Source organism: Dictyobacter aurantiacus, assembly GCF_003967515.1.
Classification (GTDB): domain Bacteria; phylum Chloroflexota; class Ktedonobacteria; order Ktedonobacterales; family Ktedonobacteraceae; genus Dictyobacter; species Dictyobacter aurantiacus.
In genome coordinates this window covers 3,713,411-3,729,216 of the sequence record NZ_BIFQ01000001.1, presented here as the reverse complement: position 1 = coordinate 3,729,216, position 15,806 = coordinate 3,713,411, and the positions used below count along the sequence as shown (strand labels likewise).

12 protein-coding genes and 1 tRNA gene are annotated in these 15,806 nt (G+C 56.4%); 8 read left to right on the top strand and 5 right to left on the bottom strand.

The features are described from left to right. Window positions 1-165: 165 nt before the first annotated feature. The 3 genes from KTT_RS15095 (at window position 166) to KTT_RS15085 (ending at window position 4,939) form a co-directional block, all read left to right on the top strand. Window positions 166-234 (top strand) — tRNA-Arg (locus KTT_RS15095). Between the two features lie 673 nt (window positions 235-907). Further along, window positions 908-2,650 carry an ArnT family glycosyltransferase gene (locus KTT_RS15090; protein WP_126596767.1) on the top strand — a complete coding sequence of 581 codons (1,743 nt, stop codon included), beginning with the start codon at window positions 908-910 and terminating at the stop codon, window positions 2,648-2,650. A gap of 498 nt (window positions 2,651-3,148) precedes the next feature. Beyond that, on the top strand, window positions 3,149-4,939 hold the full coding sequence (locus KTT_RS15085) for a sensor histidine kinase (protein ID WP_126596765.1): 1,791 nt from the start codon (window positions 3,149-3,151) through the stop codon (window positions 4,937-4,939). Between the two features lie 153 nt (window positions 4,940-5,092). Here the strand turns inward: KTT_RS15085 and KTT_RS15080 are convergent, their stop codons facing one another. Next, window positions 5,093-5,407 (bottom strand): hypothetical protein, encoded by a 315-nt coding sequence (locus KTT_RS15080; RefSeq protein WP_126596763.1) that lies wholly within the window; start codon window positions 5,405-5,407, stop codon window positions 5,093-5,095. A 309-nt stretch (window positions 5,408-5,716) separates the two neighbouring features. Continuing rightward, a complete protein-coding gene (locus KTT_RS15075; RefSeq protein WP_126596761.1) occupies window positions 5,717-5,965 on the bottom strand; it encodes a hypothetical protein in 249 nt (82 codons plus the stop codon). Window positions 5,966-6,375: 410 nt separating this feature from the next. Here KTT_RS15075 and KTT_RS15070 point away from each other — a divergent pair, with 410 nt between their 5' ends. The 3 genes from KTT_RS15070 (at window position 6,376) to KTT_RS15060 (ending at window position 9,884) form a co-directional block, all read left to right on the top strand. Next, complete coding sequence (locus tag KTT_RS15070; protein WP_126596759.1) at window positions 6,376-8,142, top strand: serine/threonine protein kinase; 1,767 nt, start codon at window positions 6,376-6,378, stop codon at window positions 8,140-8,142. Between the two features lie 369 nt (window positions 8,143-8,511). After that, window positions 8,512-9,033: a YceI family protein gene (locus KTT_RS15065; protein ID WP_126596758.1), complete on the top strand. Its 522-nt coding sequence runs from the start codon at window positions 8,512-8,514 to the stop codon at window positions 9,031-9,033. Between the two features lie 332 nt (window positions 9,034-9,365). After that, entirely contained in the window at window positions 9,366-9,884 is a 519-nt protein-coding gene (locus KTT_RS15060; protein WP_235845733.1) for a tetratricopeptide repeat protein, read from the top strand. Window positions 9,885-9,949: 65 nt separating this feature from the next. On the opposite strand, the gene KTT_RS15055 is transcribed toward KTT_RS15060, so the two are convergent. The 3 genes from KTT_RS15055 to KTT_RS15045 all read right to left on the bottom strand — a co-directional run bounded on the left by KTT_RS15055 (window position 9,950) and on the right by KTT_RS15045 (window position 13,281). Further along, complete coding sequence (locus KTT_RS15055) at window positions 9,950-11,263, bottom strand: helix-turn-helix domain-containing protein (protein ID WP_126596756.1); 1,314 nt, start codon at window positions 11,261-11,263, stop codon at window positions 9,950-9,952. Window positions 11,264-11,560: 297 nt separating this feature from the next. Further along, window positions 11,561-12,964: an outer membrane protein assembly factor BamB family protein gene (locus KTT_RS15050; protein ID WP_126596755.1), complete on the bottom strand. Its 1,404-nt coding sequence runs from the start codon at window positions 12,962-12,964 to the stop codon at window positions 11,561-11,563. Window positions 12,965-12,990: 26 nt separating this feature from the next. After that, window positions 12,991-13,281, bottom strand: a complete 291-nt coding sequence (locus tag KTT_RS15045) for a hypothetical protein (RefSeq protein WP_126596753.1) — start codon at window positions 13,279-13,281, stop codon at window positions 12,991-12,993. Window positions 13,282-13,636: 355 nt separating this feature from the next. Here KTT_RS15045 and KTT_RS15040 point away from each other — a divergent pair, with 355 nt between their 5' ends. Together KTT_RS15040 and KTT_RS15035 are read left to right on the top strand one after the other, a co-directional pair. After that, window positions 13,637-14,545 carry an SRPBCC family protein gene (locus KTT_RS15040; protein ID WP_126596751.1) on the top strand — a complete coding sequence of 303 codons (909 nt, stop codon included), beginning with the start codon at window positions 13,637-13,639 and terminating at the stop codon, window positions 14,543-14,545. 212 nt (window positions 14,546-14,757) lie between these two features. Continuing rightward, a complete protein-coding gene (locus KTT_RS15035; RefSeq protein ID WP_160145886.1) occupies window positions 14,758-15,756 on the top strand; it encodes an SRPBCC family protein in 999 nt (332 codons plus the stop codon). The last annotated feature ends 50 nt before the right edge of the window (window positions 15,757-15,806 follow it).

Genomic DNA, 15,806 nt, shown 5'->3' with positions numbered 1-15,806 from the left:
GTATAGAGGCAGAAGAACTTTTTTGTGATAAAATATTGCAGTAACCTACGAACAACAGCCTTTTGAGGCATAAAAAATGGGTGAATAAGTATGACCATCCGCCTCATTTAAGCTTGTATTCTTTTTGAATTGTGTGAATCGGCCTCTAGAGCCAATCCATATCAAGCGTCCGGTGATTTAGCGACTGCCCGCCTTCTAAGCGGTTGGCCGCAGGTTCGAACCCTGCTGGGCGCGCTTTTTTTATGCCTGCAAAATAAAAGCCAGTTTATAAAAAGATAGAACAGCAGGTGAAAGATGAGAAGTAAATTGGCCCTGGCTTTTTTCGTGTTCTTTTTGCTGGCAGGCTGCCTGCTTCTCCCAGCGTGCGATAGCGCGAATACACCCACATCAAGCACAACATCGACGCCCGTCTCTTCTATCAGTTCTCCTACAGCAGGGAGCAGCGTGGCGTCCACCCCTGGCGCTATGCCAGCGTTGGTGGCTGATCCAGGCTGGAAGGTTGTCTATAATCACACTGGTGATGCGTATCACCGCGTAAGTAGAGCATTTACAACTGATACAGCTGTCGTTGTTCTTCTCACCTGCCAGGGAAAAGGCCACATTAGCGTAGATCTCGGCACAGGGAACCAGGCGACAACGTATGCTCGAATCCCTCACAGGTGGTCAGAGGCCAATATTCTGCCCCTGCCGGAGCTGGGAAACAGAGTACGATCAATATTGAAGTTGCAGGAGATGATATGCACTGGGCTGTACTGGTAGCAACAAATCATAACGTGGTACAGCAATAATGTTTTTGCGCTTTTCTTGACTTTTAAGCGCTCGGTCCATAGAATAGTGATGCGATGAAATAAGTGCATATCCATTGACCTGGGTGCATTTAACGCCACTCTAAGCTGAGGAGCCGCACGTGCTAAATATTCTTTTGGGCCGTCGTAAAACTCACTCATATGGCCTCGTTGCCACCTGCATCATTGCCTTCGCTCTCATGCTGCGCATTCTGCTCATCCTCCTGCACTGGCCTGCCACGAATAGTGATGAAAGCGTGATGGCCCTTATCGCCAACGATATTGCCTATCATGGAAAAACCCCTGTGATTTTTTATGGGCAGGACTATATGGGGCTGATAGAAGCCTATCTCGGGGCGCTCTTTTATCATCTCACAGGCGGACTCTCTATTACGGCTCTGCGCCTGGGGGTCGTTCTGCTGATGGGTGTTTTCTTTGTGGTGATGTATCACCTCACCCGACTGCTCTACTCCCCAAAGCTGGCCCTGCTCACGCTGGCCATCCTCAGCGTCAGTACGCTCTCATATGTGGGGCGCCTCGTCCTGGCGACTGGGGGGTCCGCTGAGACACTGGTCTTTGGCGCGCTCTCATTCTTGCTGGCGGCCCGGCTCTCCTATACATATCAGCGACACACGACTGTCAGCAGCCGGTTGCGGCGCTTGCCCGGCTATCTGTGCTTTGGCATCATCGTAGGGCTTGGCATCTGGAGCGATATGGTCGGTGCGCCTCTCTACCTGATGGCGACCCTGCTGCTACTGGTCTTTTGCTGGCGCGAGATCTTTATCTACGGCGGCTGGCTGATTGGACTGGTGGGAGGCGCGATTGGCCTGCTGCCGACCATACTCTACGCGCTCCAGAATCCAGGCAAGAGTTTGCTGGGAGGTTTACTATCTCAGGCTGAAGGCGCCCCGCTTGACGCCAGGCCAGAACAATTGACCCTCTGGCACAAAGTTGTGGAGACATTCCAGGTCAGCCTGCCGACTGCTACCGGCTCCCCATTTTGCCCGGTGATCGAGTACCCTTTTATGGGCGATAATACGCGCCGCTCGCTCACCTGCGGCATCATTCAATCCAGCTGGAGCCTTGGCTATATCCTGTTGATGGCGGCCTCTATTGCGATCGCCATCGCCGCGCTTACCTATCTCAAGCAGAGCCAGAAGGGCTTGAGCCAGGTAGAACAGCATAGGCAACAGGTAAGCTATGTGGCCCGGCTCTGTCTGCTCGGGGCCGCCGTGCTATCGATCCTGATCTACATTAACAGTGCGGGACCCGTTGACCAGCCGGGGTATCATGCACGCTATCTGGTCAGTCTCTTTGTGGTCACGCCAGCGATGCTAGCCCCCCTCTATTATGCTGCCCGTTCTCTGCGCGAGGGCCACAGATGGGCCAGGGTGCGATTCTATGGGAGCCGGGCCATCCTCGGCGCGCTGATAATGATCCTTATCGCGGGGACCGGCATGGCCTTTATCGAGATCCCAAAGGCACATGCTGAGATCGCCCGGCGCCAGCATCTGATCGATCAGCTGAATGCGCTGCACGTCTCCTATCTTTACACCGACTACTGGACCTGTTACAGCCTGGTGGTGGCCACCATCAATACCAGGCACCCTATTGTCTGCTCTGTCATTGATAACCAGGGTAGCCCCAGGCATGAGCGCATCCCCGCGTTCAGGGTTGCCTTGAAGAACTCTAAAAGGTCTCCCTTTATGTGCGCGACGGATTTTACGCTCACGACCAGGCCACTCTATGACTGCTTGCCATATGTACAGGCCCTGGTAAAGAAGACCAATGATCAGATAGGGCGTTACTTTGTGCGCCATAAGCTAGATGGCTATATACTCTACCGGCCTGAGCCAAAATCCTAAGGGGGGTCTTCCTTTCTTCTGGTTGGCAGGCTTGAGCGCCCCCGCACGCGCGTCCGCTGCGCGTCCGCACTGGTTTTGTATATTAATGCAACCGAGGCGCATTCGCGCCTCGGTTGCATTAATATACAATATGGAAGACCACCAGGTGGATGTGTGTTCGTCTTCCCTACCTTAGGGCTGCGCCAGGTTGCGTTAACACTCAATATGGAAGACCACCAGGTGGATGTGTGTTCGTCTTCCCTACCTTAGGGCTGCGCCAGGTTGCGTTAACACTCAATATGGGAACTAGCCAGTTGGACGAGGCCTTCTGTGGCCTCTAAAATTCGCCGGGATACACGATCTCTGATTGACGAGATTGCATGCTGCTCATGCCAGGGTATAGAATGACTCATCGCTGCTGCGGTGGTTTTTATCGTATGTGGAAAAGAGCCGCGAGCCGGGAGGGCGTTCGCGGAGAAAGATCAGGGAGGATAGAGAAGATAGGGTGAGATAGCGATCATGAGGCATATCCCTGGGAAAAATACACGACAGGTGACGGTACCATGCGCCTGGCTGCAGGGCCTCTTTCAGCCTTTCACGGAGGGCGTGATCATCTGTGACCAGGCGGGGAAGATTCTGCAGATGAACCCGGCGGCGCTCACGCTCTTTGAGGTGTCGGCTGAAGCGGTATATAGAGGGACAGATTTCCAGCGCTTTCTGCATACCTTTCAACGGGGTGACGACCCCCAGGCGGCAGGCCACCAGGAGCTCTGGCTCTCCCAGCTCGGGATAGAGCCCCCGGTGGAGCCTTATGCGCCAGAACAGACGCTACTGCTCCACCTGCCCTCCGGGCGCCAGGCCACGGTCGCTTTCTGGCACGCGCCGCTGCTGGATGACACGGAGCAGGTGGCGGGCACGATGGCGGTCTTCCGGCAGGTCACATCCCCTTATCAGCAAGGGCTCCATCTTCAGCAGGTACACGAGACGATCGCGGCCCTCAACATGGCCATCGCCTCCCTGCCCGCGTATGGCACCCGCATGCTGCCCGAAAGGTCTCTGCTCCTCTCCCCACTGGTCTCCTCGATCGCCCGGCCACTGATGGATATGATCCACCAGGTCCTGGATGGTCGGCGCGTAATGCTCACGGCGACTGGATCTTCCGGGCAGCTATGGTATATCGCGGGCAGTGGTTTCACCCCGGAACAAGAGCAGGTCGTACGGGCAGCCAAAGGAGTGGTCGCCTCGATGTTTGTCGACGACCAAGTGATAGCCCGTCTCTCCGCGCGCCAGGAGGTGCAGATCTCTTCCCAGGATCTGCGCAAGCTCCCATCGTTTTTGCCAGTGTTCGACTCTGAGGATCTGCTGTTGCTCCCCCTCTTTCTGGAGGAGCGCTTCGCCGGGCAGCTGATCGTCTTCAAAGCTAGCTCTGCCAACGGATACACGCCGGAGGAGATACAGCTGGCGAAGATCGTGGTAGTCGAGATCGAGCTGCTCGTGGAATGCCTGGGCATCTTGCATGAACGCATCGCCTCCGGCACCCGCTCACTGGTGCAACAAGAGGTCGGCCGCCTGAGCAATGATTTCCTGACGCTAGCCAGCCATGAGCTGAGAACCCCGCTCACCGGGATCATCGGCAATATCCAGCTGGCCCAGCATCGCTTAAACAGGCTGAAGCGACAGATTAGAGAGCAGACGGGGGAGGTAAACATGTCGATTGAGCAGATCGAGGACCCCCTGGCCTCCGCCATCGAATGCGCCGACCTGCAGCAAGACGCCCTCAATGGCATGATCGATACCCTCTCCATCCCGGCGGAGCCCACCGAGGCGCGCATGCAAGAGGAGAATCTGCTCACCCTGCTGCACGACACGTTGGACAGGGTGCGGCGTAGCGCGCCCGAGCGCGCCATAGCGTTGAAGGTGCCACCCGGAATTCAGGCCGTCTTTATCCGCGCGGATGGTCAGCAGATCGTCCAGGTGCTCACCAACTACCTGGTCAATGCCCTCAGCCATTCAGGCGCCGCGCAACCCGTGGCGATCCAGCTGATCGTCACCGATACGGTGGCCTTGATTCTGGTCCATGACGCGGGCCTGGGAATCGTCACAGAAGAGCAAAAGGCCCTCTGGCAACACTTCTCTCACAAGAAAGAGCTAGCGACCCAGCACGGCGCCGATATGAACCTGGGGACCGGCTTCTACCTGTGCCGCATGCTCATTGAGCAACATCACGGCCAGGTCGGGGTACAGAGCCATCCAGAGCAGGGAACAACCTTCTGGCTCACCCTGCCGATCGTTGCCTTACTGGCAAAATAAGCGGAGAAGATGAACGTCAGCAGAATCATGCTGGCCGAGAATGAAGAAAAAAAGGGACCTCCCCGCGTTGGGAGGTCCCTTGTGGTGGGCATGCCCACTATTGCTTGCGCTTCGAGTTGGATACACGTGCTAACGAATCATTTTAAGCGAGAACTAACGGATGAAGCGCCCCAGACTTCCACCCAAAACACCGCCACCGTAGCCATAGCCATAGCCGTAACCATAGCCATAGCCACCGAAGCCACCGAAGATGCCGCCACCCAGGATGCCACCGCCGTAACCATAACCTGGAATACCAAAACTTGGGATGCCACCGCCGTAGCCATAACCATAGCCGTAGCCCCAGCCTGGTCCAAAGCCACCATAGATGTCAGCCAGAGCCTCTTCGGTCAACTCAAGGACGCCACTGGAATGAACCTGATCTTCACCGGTCAACCATGCACGATAGTCTTGCTTGCTATTATTCATAACGGTACCCTTTCTTTCTACTTTAATATACATTCGATCTGGTATTGTAATCGGAGCATTTATCGCGGTACAGTTAGTACCAATACTTAGTATACAGAAATGCAGAAAAGACAATATGGAATATACCTATGTGTTAATAAAGGTGAATATTTTGGAGTAATAATTATATGAAAGCTCACACACCACATTGGCCGAGGGTAAAGAAAAAGGGACACCCCCAGATTGGGGGGATCCCTGATAATAGGTATATTCACGACCGCTTACGCTTCGCTATTGACACACGCGTTAACGATCCAGAGCAATCACGCATTAAAGGAGGTCGACGTTGCCGATGCCTATGACGTTTCCGATACCTAGACCTAAAAGTCCACCTGAGCCATAGCCAGCACCATAGTTCGAGGCCATACCTTCACCATAACCGTAGCCACCACCATAATAACCCAGGCCACAGCTGGAGCAGGGGAATGGCAACAGGCCACCATGGACGCTAGCCAGCGCCTCTTCAGTCAATTCTTCGTTGGTCGAAGATGTACAATAGTCTTGCTCAATATTATTCATTACGGTACTCTCTTTCTACACTAAAACGTATTCAAACGGTATTGCACATCTGGAAGAGGAAACAGCGCAGATGCCAGCAGCAATTCGATATCGACAGATGCAACCGTTATTGATCTGACACCATGCGTTCTTCGAAGCTCGCTCTTCGCAATGTTCTATCGTAGTACGATCAATACCTTCATACATTGTACTGGGGTATAGAAAAGAAAAATCGGAATATATTAATATATTAATATATTAATAAAAATTAATGTATCGAGGTAACACCTATTGGAGGTATGTCTGGTGCATGGCCTGCTGTACCCTTGTGTTCCAGCACGTTCTCGCTCTTGTGGTCGGGTTACTCGACATAGGGATTATTCGATATACAGTTGTAGTGTAAAAAAGCGTGAAAGGATCTTTCTGGCAGAATGGGAACTGAGCATGGAAGCCAGCTCGTGGGCGAACGTATTGGCAATTATCAACTGTTGCGCTTGCTGGGCAGCGGCGGCTTCGCGGATGTCTACCTGGGTGAACATCAACACCTGGGCAACTACGCGGCGATCAAAGTGCTGCATACCAGATTGACGAACGAGCAGATAGAGGGATTTCGTCAGGAGGGGCGTATCCTGGCCCACCTGCTTCATCCGCATATTGTGCGGGTGCTCGATTTTGATGTGCAGAATATGCGGCCGTTCCTGGTCATGAGCTACGCGCCAGGGGGCACGCTGCGCCAGCGTCATTCAAGGGGGTCGCGTGTGCCCCTGGCAAGGGTGGTCGGATACGCGCAGCAGGTGGCCAGCGCGCTAGACTATGCCCATGCACAAAAGCTCATCCACTGCGATGTGAAGCCCGAAAACATGTTGATTGATCAACAGGGAAATATCATCCTGAGCGATTTCGGCGTGGCCTCGATGGCGCATGACACCAGGTCACAGACACTGGCGACCATCGCTGGAACCATCGCCTACATCGCACCAGAACAGATTCAAGGACGACCCCGGACGGCCAGCGACCAGTACGCGCTGTCGGCCATCGTCTACGAATGGCTCAGCGGCGAGCGTCCCTTCCGTGGCTCGGTCAGCGAGGTAGTAAGCCAGCACCTGGTGATGCCGCCACCCCCGCTCTCAGAGCGCCTTCCAGATATTCCACCAGCCGTCGAGAAGGTGATCTTTACCGCGCTGGCCAAAGATCCACACCAGCGCTACGCCAGCGTGGGTGATTTCGCCGCCGCCCTGGCTCAGGCCAGCCTGGAAAGTAGCACTGACGAACTTGATGAGGTGACCGCTCCCAGGGCCGCCGTAGCCAGGCCACGCTCCGCGACTACCCGTAAGATAGAGAGCAACGTCGAGGCAACGCAGGACATCCACGCGCAGCAGAGCACCCCATCCACCTCGCCATCCCTGATGTCAGCCGCGCGGCAGCAACCGCGCCACCGCTGGCCCATCATCGCGGGAAGCCTACTGCTAGCAATCTTGCTGATCGTAGGAGGAATAGCTGCATTCGCACGCCCCACCGTCATGAGCAAAACAACAACGGCGCGCCACACGCCTGTTGCCCAGCTCCATCCCACCGCCACCCTCACGCCCGCCCAGAGGTCCGCCGCCATCGCCAGCGCGGGACCCAATCAGCTCTATCATCTCGTCACCAGCGTCCCCCCGACGTGGCAGGACCCGCTAAAAGCGCAGGATCGCAACAACTGGACCATCTCGCAGCATTGCGGCTTCAGCAACGGCACATATCGTGTCACCTCCACCGCGGCGCAGGCACTGGAGGTCTGTTTCGCCAACAACACCTACTTCTGTAATATGGCCTTTCAGATCCAGATCACCCACCTCAGCAGTGAGGGTGGTGGCATCGACTTTCGCGCTGGCAGCCGTGGTAGCAAACGTTGGGGATATACATTTATGCTCAAACCCGAAGGTGCCTATGACCTGTTAGCCTCTGGCGTATCTGTCATCCCCTACACACACGTCTCATCGCCCGCCGTTCACACCGGCTATCACGTCAGCAACACCATCACCGTCATTGCCCGTGGCAGCGACTTCTACTTCTATGCCAACCGACACTTCCTCGTCAGCGCCCATAACAGCACCCTGACCTGTGGCAAAATCGGCCTGATCGCCCTCGAAGGGTCCAACACCCCCGCCGCCGCATCGTTCAGCAACGCCAGGGTATGGACCCTCCCCTCCCCGTAGGTTCGGCCCTTGCGGCCGATTTTCCGCCCCCTCCCCCGTAGGTGCGCCCCTCGCGGGCGCTTCCCCCCGTACCCGGGCGCGCATGTACCACCAGATACATCACATCCCCAATTGGGGACGTGACAATCCGCACGCAAAAACCTCATCTATACATAATATCAATCAATCATTATATAGACTTTTTGTCAAGAATGCTTGCTTTTGTGAGTATGTATCAATATAATCGTCAATAGACGAGCCAGCGCGCTTCAACTCATCAATGATAATTTTATAGTATCAACTTCTATAATCTATAGATAAAGATGATATCGCGCCTGCTACCTGATCAGCATCTACTCAACCCATACTTATGCCACAAGGAGGAAGCATATGGCCTGGGAAATCGACCCTTTTCACACCCTGATCGAATTTTCGGTGATGCACCTGATGATCAATGTGGTAAAAGGACGTTTCAAAGAGGTACATGGAACCCTGCACCTGGATACGCAACAGCCAGAGAACTCATGGGTCAAGGCACAGGTGAACGCGGCCAGCATTGATACCGGTGTATCAGCCAGGGATGGCCATTTGCGTTCGGCAGGCTTCTTTGATGTCACGAGATACCCCTCAATTACATTTGAAAGCACCTCGGTTGAGCCGACAGGGGAGACCACCAGCAAGGTAACAGGTAACCTGACCTTACACGGGGTAACACACCCGGTGACGTTTCAGGCCAAATACCTGGGATATGCGCGCGACATGGAGACGTATAGCTGGAGGGTAGGTCTCTACGCAACGACGGTCATCGATCGTCGGCAATTTGACATATCGTTCAACCAGCGCATAGATGGCGTGCCGTTCGTAGGCAACGAGGCACGTCTCGAACTGTTTCTAGAAGCCCTCCAGAAATAACGGAAGGAACCCAGCCCACTCTGAGGCTATCCGGCCTGGCCCGCTTTACCGCCAGCGCGTTCTCATGGGATGCCCTTCCCATCCCATCCGACGCAAACTCGACCCAACGTAAACACCTGGGAACAGGTCGATGCGCGACAAAGCCAGGGCAAGCCTGGCCCCTACGGCGATCACATCATGATATCCTCCTTCTGGGTGGCGCACCCTGCCACATCCCTACCGGACACTCCATAACGCGACAAGCAAGGCAAGCCTGGTGCCTATACGCGATAGAACATCCATGCTAAAATAGGCGCATAAGCACAGCAATCGAACAGAAAAGAAAAGGATCAATGATGATATCACGAGATCGTCTAGCAGAAGCTATTCAGTTGCGCGAGGAGGGTCGGGCGAAGCAGGACCAGGCCATTCTGGAGCGCGCGCGCACCCTGCTGATGGAACTGCTGGCAGCCTACCCGGATGATGCGGAGATTACGTTCCAGGCCGGCGTGGCCCATGATAACCTGGGACTGGAGCAGGGCGCCATCCCCCTGTATGTGCGGGCCATCGACCTGGGACTGGCGGGACCCGACCTTGAGCGCTGCCTGCTCGGTCTGGGCAGTACCTATCGTGGTCTGGGCCGCTATGAGGAGGCGGTCGCGACCCTGCGCCGGGGCGTACGCGAGTTCCCCCAGAATCGGGCGCTGCAGACCTTCCTGGCCATGGCGCTCTACAACTCGGGACAATACAGAGAGGCCATGGAGATCGTCCTGACCAACCTGCTGGAAACTACCAACGACGAGAAGCTCCAATATTTCAGTCGCGGTCTGACCTATTACGCGCACAACCTCGACGAGGTCTGGGAGTCATAATATAAAAATCCCCCGTGGGAGACCCACGGGGGATTTTTGTATCTGGCCTACATGAAAGGCAGCGGTTACGATCGGGAGCGGCGCTTGCCCAGGTAGGCGTTGACGCTGGCGACCCTGATCTTGTTGGTGTCGTCGGCGACCAGCACGCCCTGGCTGCGCAGCTCGCGCACGCGCCTCTCGGAGAGGGACAGGGCCTCGGCGGCCTCGGCCACCGTCATCGGCTTGCGCCTCGTCAGCTTGCCAGTGTTCGAGGAGAGTGCAGGCAACGAGCCGGTATCCGTCGGAGGCAGGTAGGACGCCATCTCCTCAGCCAGGAATTCACTGGAATTATCCCCACCAGCCCAGGCCGGCAAGAAAGCGTTAGCGGACACCGCCTCGGCCGCCAGTGGACCGCTATCCTGGCCTCCACCCATATCGCCGTCGCCTTTATAACGCGGCGTCATCTCGAACGTCAGAGGCTCGGTCGTATGCTCCTCCTCCTCCTTCATTCCCACCTCATTGTCCTGCGTCACCTCTTCTATACGCTCCTCGCGAGGCGTGGCCTCCTCAACGGATGGCAGGGCCTGCGGCTGATTAAAAGCGGCCGTCGTCACCTGCTCAATCTCCTCAACCATCTCAGCCTCTCTGACCGCCACGGGCTGCGGCTCAGGCGTCGCCACCGCCGCGCGCTCCTCCATCTCAGTGGGGACCAGTTCCACCGCGCTCTTCACCGGCTCCATAGTCACTGGCGCGACCTGCTCAATGTTCGCCTCGCCGGGGGCGGATGACCGGGCTCCGACTGGCTCCGCAGTCAGAACCTCATTGACGGCGGCGCGTGCCTCCAGGGCCGTATTCTTCACGCGCTCAATCATGCCAGGCTGCTTCGTGCGCTGCTTATAGGCCGCCAGGCGCCGCTGCTGCTCTTCCAGCATCTCCAGCTCATCGACCTTCGCCGCCAGCTCGGCGGCCGTCTCATTTTTCGAGCTAAAGAACTCGGCCACCACCGAATAGGCCAGGTTCAGGAAGGCGAACGACGACGCCAGGATAGGATTGAGCATCCTCAATGTATCGTTGACGCGCAGGTCGTTCCCCTGGAACGTCATGGCGTACTCCCAGTTCACAAACCAGCTGAAGGCGGTCAGGCACACAATAAAGAGCCAGGTAAGCGTCTGGGCGTACCATGGCATATTGCCGCGAAAGAACATCACACCCACCGTCAATACCAGGGCGGTCAGATCGATGCTCACGGCCAGTGTGTAGGGATTGACCCAATCGGTGGGATCGGCCTCAAAATTATGGAAAAAGGTGGCGACATGCCGAATCGACGCCGCCAGGAACGCGATATACGCGAAAATAAAAATAACGCGGATGAAAACGCGAAATGCTCCTTGCCAGGTCATGGATATCCTCTTCTCTATGCGATGCGATACTTGCATTCAAGCCCTTCTATCCTATCAGCTCGATGCAATGCATTTCTACTGCCTGGTGAGTGATCCGCAGCGATTACTTCCTACTATACAACTCTGTCTCAATACAATATACGAGAACTATAGCATGTTTTTCGTGCTGTGACTGTCGGGTGGATAGGTCGCTGCGGCGACGTGAGAAGGTGGATGGAGGCGCGCCTGCTGCGATTTTTCAGGGGAGTGAAATCTCATTCGCGATAGCCCGAAGGTCCCCACCGGGACCGGGCGCGTTCAGCGGGGCTGGGTGATAGCGATGTGACTGCTCCACAGCAACACTTTATCGCTGGCGCGCAGGGCGTTGATCGAGTAGTCCTCCATCGACACAACATAGACGATGCCATCCTCGATGCCCGCGATAAAGCTGAGCACGTCCAGCTGCGCGTCGCCGTGGTAATTGATCGAGTAGCTCCAGCGCCACTTGCCGCTGCGCGCGTTGAGCGCATCGACCACCCCCTTGCTTATCGAGTTGATATAGACGCTACCAGAGTTGATCTGGATAGCGGGGTCCAGAAAGCCGGTCTCGTGATGCCAGAGCAGCACGCCATCGCCGGCACGCAGGGCGTTGACGCTACTGTGCGCGCTGACATAGACGATGCCATCCTGCTCATCGGAGAAGACCACGTAGCCGTAGTGGTAGCGCCACAGCGACGAGCCATCGCGGGCGCTCCAGACATCAATCCAGTTGCTTATACCCTGCTCATAAACATTGAAATAGATCTGCCCATCGACGATGCGCGCCAGGTCAGCGTTCTTGTCGATCTGCCGCCGCCACAGCTGCCGCAGGTCCGGAATGCTCAGGGCCACCAGGTCACGATTGACCTGCAAGATATAGAGCACGCCCTGATCGACTACCAGAGCGCGTAACCCATCATCATTCACACTGTAGCGCCGCACCAGGCGACCGTCTGCGACACGAAACGCCGAGATGGTTCCATGCCCTTGCGGGCCGCTGCGAAAGGTATAGGCCACACCCGCATCGATCTGCTGCAGCGAGCCCACATCCTCGTGGCTCCAGACGAAGGCGCCATCGCTGAGCCGGTAGGCTACTATCGTCGTCGCATCGGACGCCACAAAGACAAGTCCATTGGCCCCCGAGGTAACATTGGCCCCACTCGGCAAGGGATGCTGCCACAGTTGCGAGCCATCGCGCACATTAAGCACGTGCAGCGAGTAGTCGAGCCACTGCTCGTATACCTTGCCATCCACCACCCCAAAGGTGCGGATATTCTGGTCGCTGCGCCACAGCACACGGCCCGTACGCGTCTCAAAGGCGAAGATACGACCCATGTCGGAGTCATAGTCCGGCGCCGCCCTCATCACCGTGATCGGCCCCCAGGTAACCACGTTCACGATCGGCGGCGTGCGCTGACTGATATGGGTGACCGGGGGCGTCGGTCGCGCCACCGGAGGAGGGCCGCTCAGTAGTGGCCGCGAGAGCGCGCTGATATTCGGCCACAGCAGAGCCAGCACCAGCACGACCACACCCAGCGCCGTCAGCAGCGCCAGGTAGAAGCGGCTGCGCCCCGAAAAATACTGTCCATGCAGCAGGCCGCCCCTGGCAGCCTCCGCATCATCCAGGTCCACAATCTCAAACTCACCAATGGAAGAAAGATCATCCTGCTCAGAATCGCGCATCCTGCACCTCTCCGCTTGATGCCAGATTATCCCGCCAGGGTTAGCGGGGTATGCCAGAGTATCTCTTTATCTAAGACGCGTAGCGCGCTCAATGATGTATTACGATTGAACAGCAGGTAAATTATGCCCTGCTGGATCTGAACCACGTAGCCCTGGGGCTGCGCCGCCCCATCACTATTGCCGATGGTATAATGCCACAGCAAGCTGCCATCCCTGAGGTTGAGCGCCGTCACGCCCTGATCAGTTCTCAAATAGATCGCCTGCGACTGTGCCGCCACCACAACCGGAGTTCCACGCACAATCACGCGGAGGCCCATACGCTCGGACCTCGCGTCCGATTTTCCCTCGCTACACACCTATATTTCCATATACACGATATCGCATGAAAAAGGTAGAGGCATAGTATCACGCGGAAAAATCATCCGTGTACGCAAGCGGGCGCGAGATCCGGGGTTATGGGGAAACACAGGAGCACCGAGATATCTGACGGGACGAGATTGATTACCTTGAATCAGTGTGCTATACTAAGAAATCCTTAGTATAAGTGGGTCTGTTCCTCCAGACCTGCAGGCACTGATCAAAAGCGGATTCTGTGGCATTTCGAATGTAGTAACCAGGTAGAGCGTCGCGTATTAGCATCTACACATCTCCCTTCCAAACAGGAGAACAGGTATGGTAGAACATTCTGCATCAGTGATCGTTAAAGCTCCCTTACACCAGGTCTACGAACTCTTTACACATTTCAATGATTTTCCCAAATTCATGAGCTTTGTGAAAGAGGTTACCTACTACGATGATCGGCGCAGCCACTGGGCGGTCAAGGTGGTAGGGCAATATGAATGGGATGCCGTCAATGAAGATTGGATACCAGATCAACAGGTTGGCTGGCGCTCCACACGCGGCCTCAAGAATTCTGGCCGGGTCAAGTTCCGCGCTCTAGGCCCTGAGCGCACATCCGTCGATGTCTATATTCGTTACACTCCACCCACAGGTCCGCTCGGTGAGCTAGGTGATCGCTTCGGCGTCAACTCCTACTTCGACTCAATCTTAAAAAAGGATTTGAATAATTTCGCGCGTATGGTTGAAGAGGCCCCGGCAGGCGCGCTCGACCCTATGTCTTCTCATTATCTTTTCCATCCCGAGAGCGCGGTCCACAGGGGCGAGCTCACCCCGCGTCAGAAGGCAGCGATGGAGCGCGATCCAATGATGAGTCCACAGGCCCTGGCCGAGCGCCAGGCGCAGATCGCCAGGGAGGCCGAGCAACGCCGACGCCTGAAGGAGGAGCAGGAGGCCGAGTTGAAACGGCGGCGCGATCACGAGCGCCAGTTGCAGAGCGAACGCGAGATCATCCTGGCTCGTGAAGCGCAGAAGCGTCAGCAGGAGCGCCTCGAACGCGAGGCCGCGCTACGCAAGGCCGCCACTACCCCACTCGATCCTATTCACACCTATGCCGCCAGGGCCCACGGGCTCGGCGATCGCGATGGTCGGGTACGCGATCCCAACTGGCTGCAGGACCCTATGACCGCGCGCCGGCGCAGTGACAAACCAGAGATCTCCTCGCCGCCGCCCACCGCGCAATAAGTTAGAGACAACATCCGTTTTGGTAGCTATTTCGTATACAGAATAGACGTCATACTGCCAGACGGTAAATCGTAAGCTGAAAAAGATTTTGACCAGACATGCTCGCAATATATAGGAAAGCATGCCTGGTCACTGCGTTTTTACTACATAAAAAAATCCGGCTATCCGATAAAGGTGTCCATTTGTTATGTGGTGTATGGAGGAGAAAAGTTATGTCAGAACATCATGTATCTGTAACCGTCCACGCCCCAATTGAACAGGTCTATGCGTTCTTTACGCATTTCAATGATTTTCCCAAATTTATGAGCTTCGTCAAAGAAGTAACCTATTATGATGAGCGCCGCAGCCACTGGGTAGCGCAGATAGCTGGTACCCATGAATGGGATGCCGTCAACGAAAGCTGGATTCCTAATCAGCAGGTCGGCTGGCGCTCCACCAGCGGCCTGGCGAACTCTGGCCTGGTGCGCTTCGATTCCATGGGAACGGATAGCACGCGCGTCGATGTGTACATCTCCTACACCCCACCGGCCGGCGTGGCGGGTCGGGTGGTAAATAGCATGGGCATCGATGAGCGCTTTCAGACATCGCTGCAGCAGGACATGGAAAACTTCGCGCGTATGGTAGAAGAGGCTCCCCAGGGTGCCCTCGACCCCATGCAGTCGCACTACCTGTTCCACGATCAGAGCGCGGTCGCCAAACACCAGGTGACGTCCGGCCAGCAGGCATCGATGCAATCGGACCCCATGATGAATGAGGGGGCGCTGCAGTCGCGGCAGCAGAACATTCAGCAGGAGGCGGCCCACGATCAGCAGTTGCGGCAGCAGGAAGAGATAACACGCCAGCAGCGACAGGAACGTGAGCGCCAGGCCGCGCAGCAGCAGTCAGACGCCCTGCGCGCCCAGGCTGAGCGCGACCGCGCCGACTATGAGGCGCGGGCCAACCAGAGCCCGCCCACCGAACATGAGCTCGACCCGGTACGCGACACCATCGGTGGTCGCAACGCCGCTATGCCCCGCTCAGCGCTCGGCGACCAGGATGCACGCTCCGAGCGTTATCCTCAATATCACGAGGACCCCATGCTCGCCCGCGGCCCCAGACAGCAGTCCTTATCCGAACAGCCCGCCGTCTCCGACGTCGAGATCGAATCGCCATGGCGCGCCAACATCCACGGCGCCCCCGAACCCGACGAAGAAGAAGCCAACCGTGAATAAGCACGAAAAAATGCGGCGCCGTTATGGCGCCGCATTTTTTCGTGCTTATT

What these genes read in the sequence shown, in the direction of transcription:
- KTT_RS15065 (WP_126596758.1), top strand. Translation starts at nt 8,512, where the DNA reads ATGGCCTGGGAAATCGACCCTTTTCACACCCTGATCGAATTTTCGGTG.
- KTT_RS15055 (WP_126596756.1), bottom strand. Translation starts at nt 11,263, where the DNA reads ATGACCTGGCAAGGAGCATTTCGCGTTTTCATCCGCGTTATTTTTATT.
- KTT_RS15060 (WP_235845733.1), top strand. Translation starts at nt 9,366, where the DNA reads ATGATGATATCACGAGATCGTCTAGCAGAAGCTATTCAGTTGCGCGAG.
- KTT_RS15075 (WP_126596761.1), bottom strand. Translation starts at nt 5,965, where the DNA reads ATGAATAATATTGAGCAAGACTATTGTACATCTTCGACCAACGAAGAA.
- KTT_RS15085 (WP_126596765.1), top strand. Translation starts at nt 3,149, where the DNA reads ATGAGGCATATCCCTGGGAAAAATACACGACAGGTGACGGTACCATGC.
- KTT_RS15080 (WP_126596763.1), bottom strand. Translation starts at nt 5,407, where the DNA reads ATGAATAATAGCAAGCAAGACTATCGTGCATGGTTGACCGGTGAAGAT.
- KTT_RS15045 (WP_126596753.1), bottom strand. Translation starts at nt 13,281, where the DNA reads ATGGGCCTCCGCGTGATTGTGCGTGGAACTCCGGTTGTGGTGGCGGCA.
- KTT_RS15035 (WP_160145886.1), top strand. Translation starts at nt 14,758, where the DNA reads ATGTCAGAACATCATGTATCTGTAACCGTCCACGCCCCAATTGAACAG.
- KTT_RS15050 (WP_126596755.1), bottom strand. Translation starts at nt 12,964, where the DNA reads ATGCGCGATTCTGAGCAGGATGATCTTTCTTCCATTGGTGAGTTTGAG.
- KTT_RS15040 (WP_126596751.1), top strand. Translation starts at nt 13,637, where the DNA reads ATGGTAGAACATTCTGCATCAGTGATCGTTAAAGCTCCCTTACACCAG.
- KTT_RS15070 (WP_126596759.1), top strand. Translation starts at nt 6,376, where the DNA reads ATGGGAACTGAGCATGGAAGCCAGCTCGTGGGCGAACGTATTGGCAAT.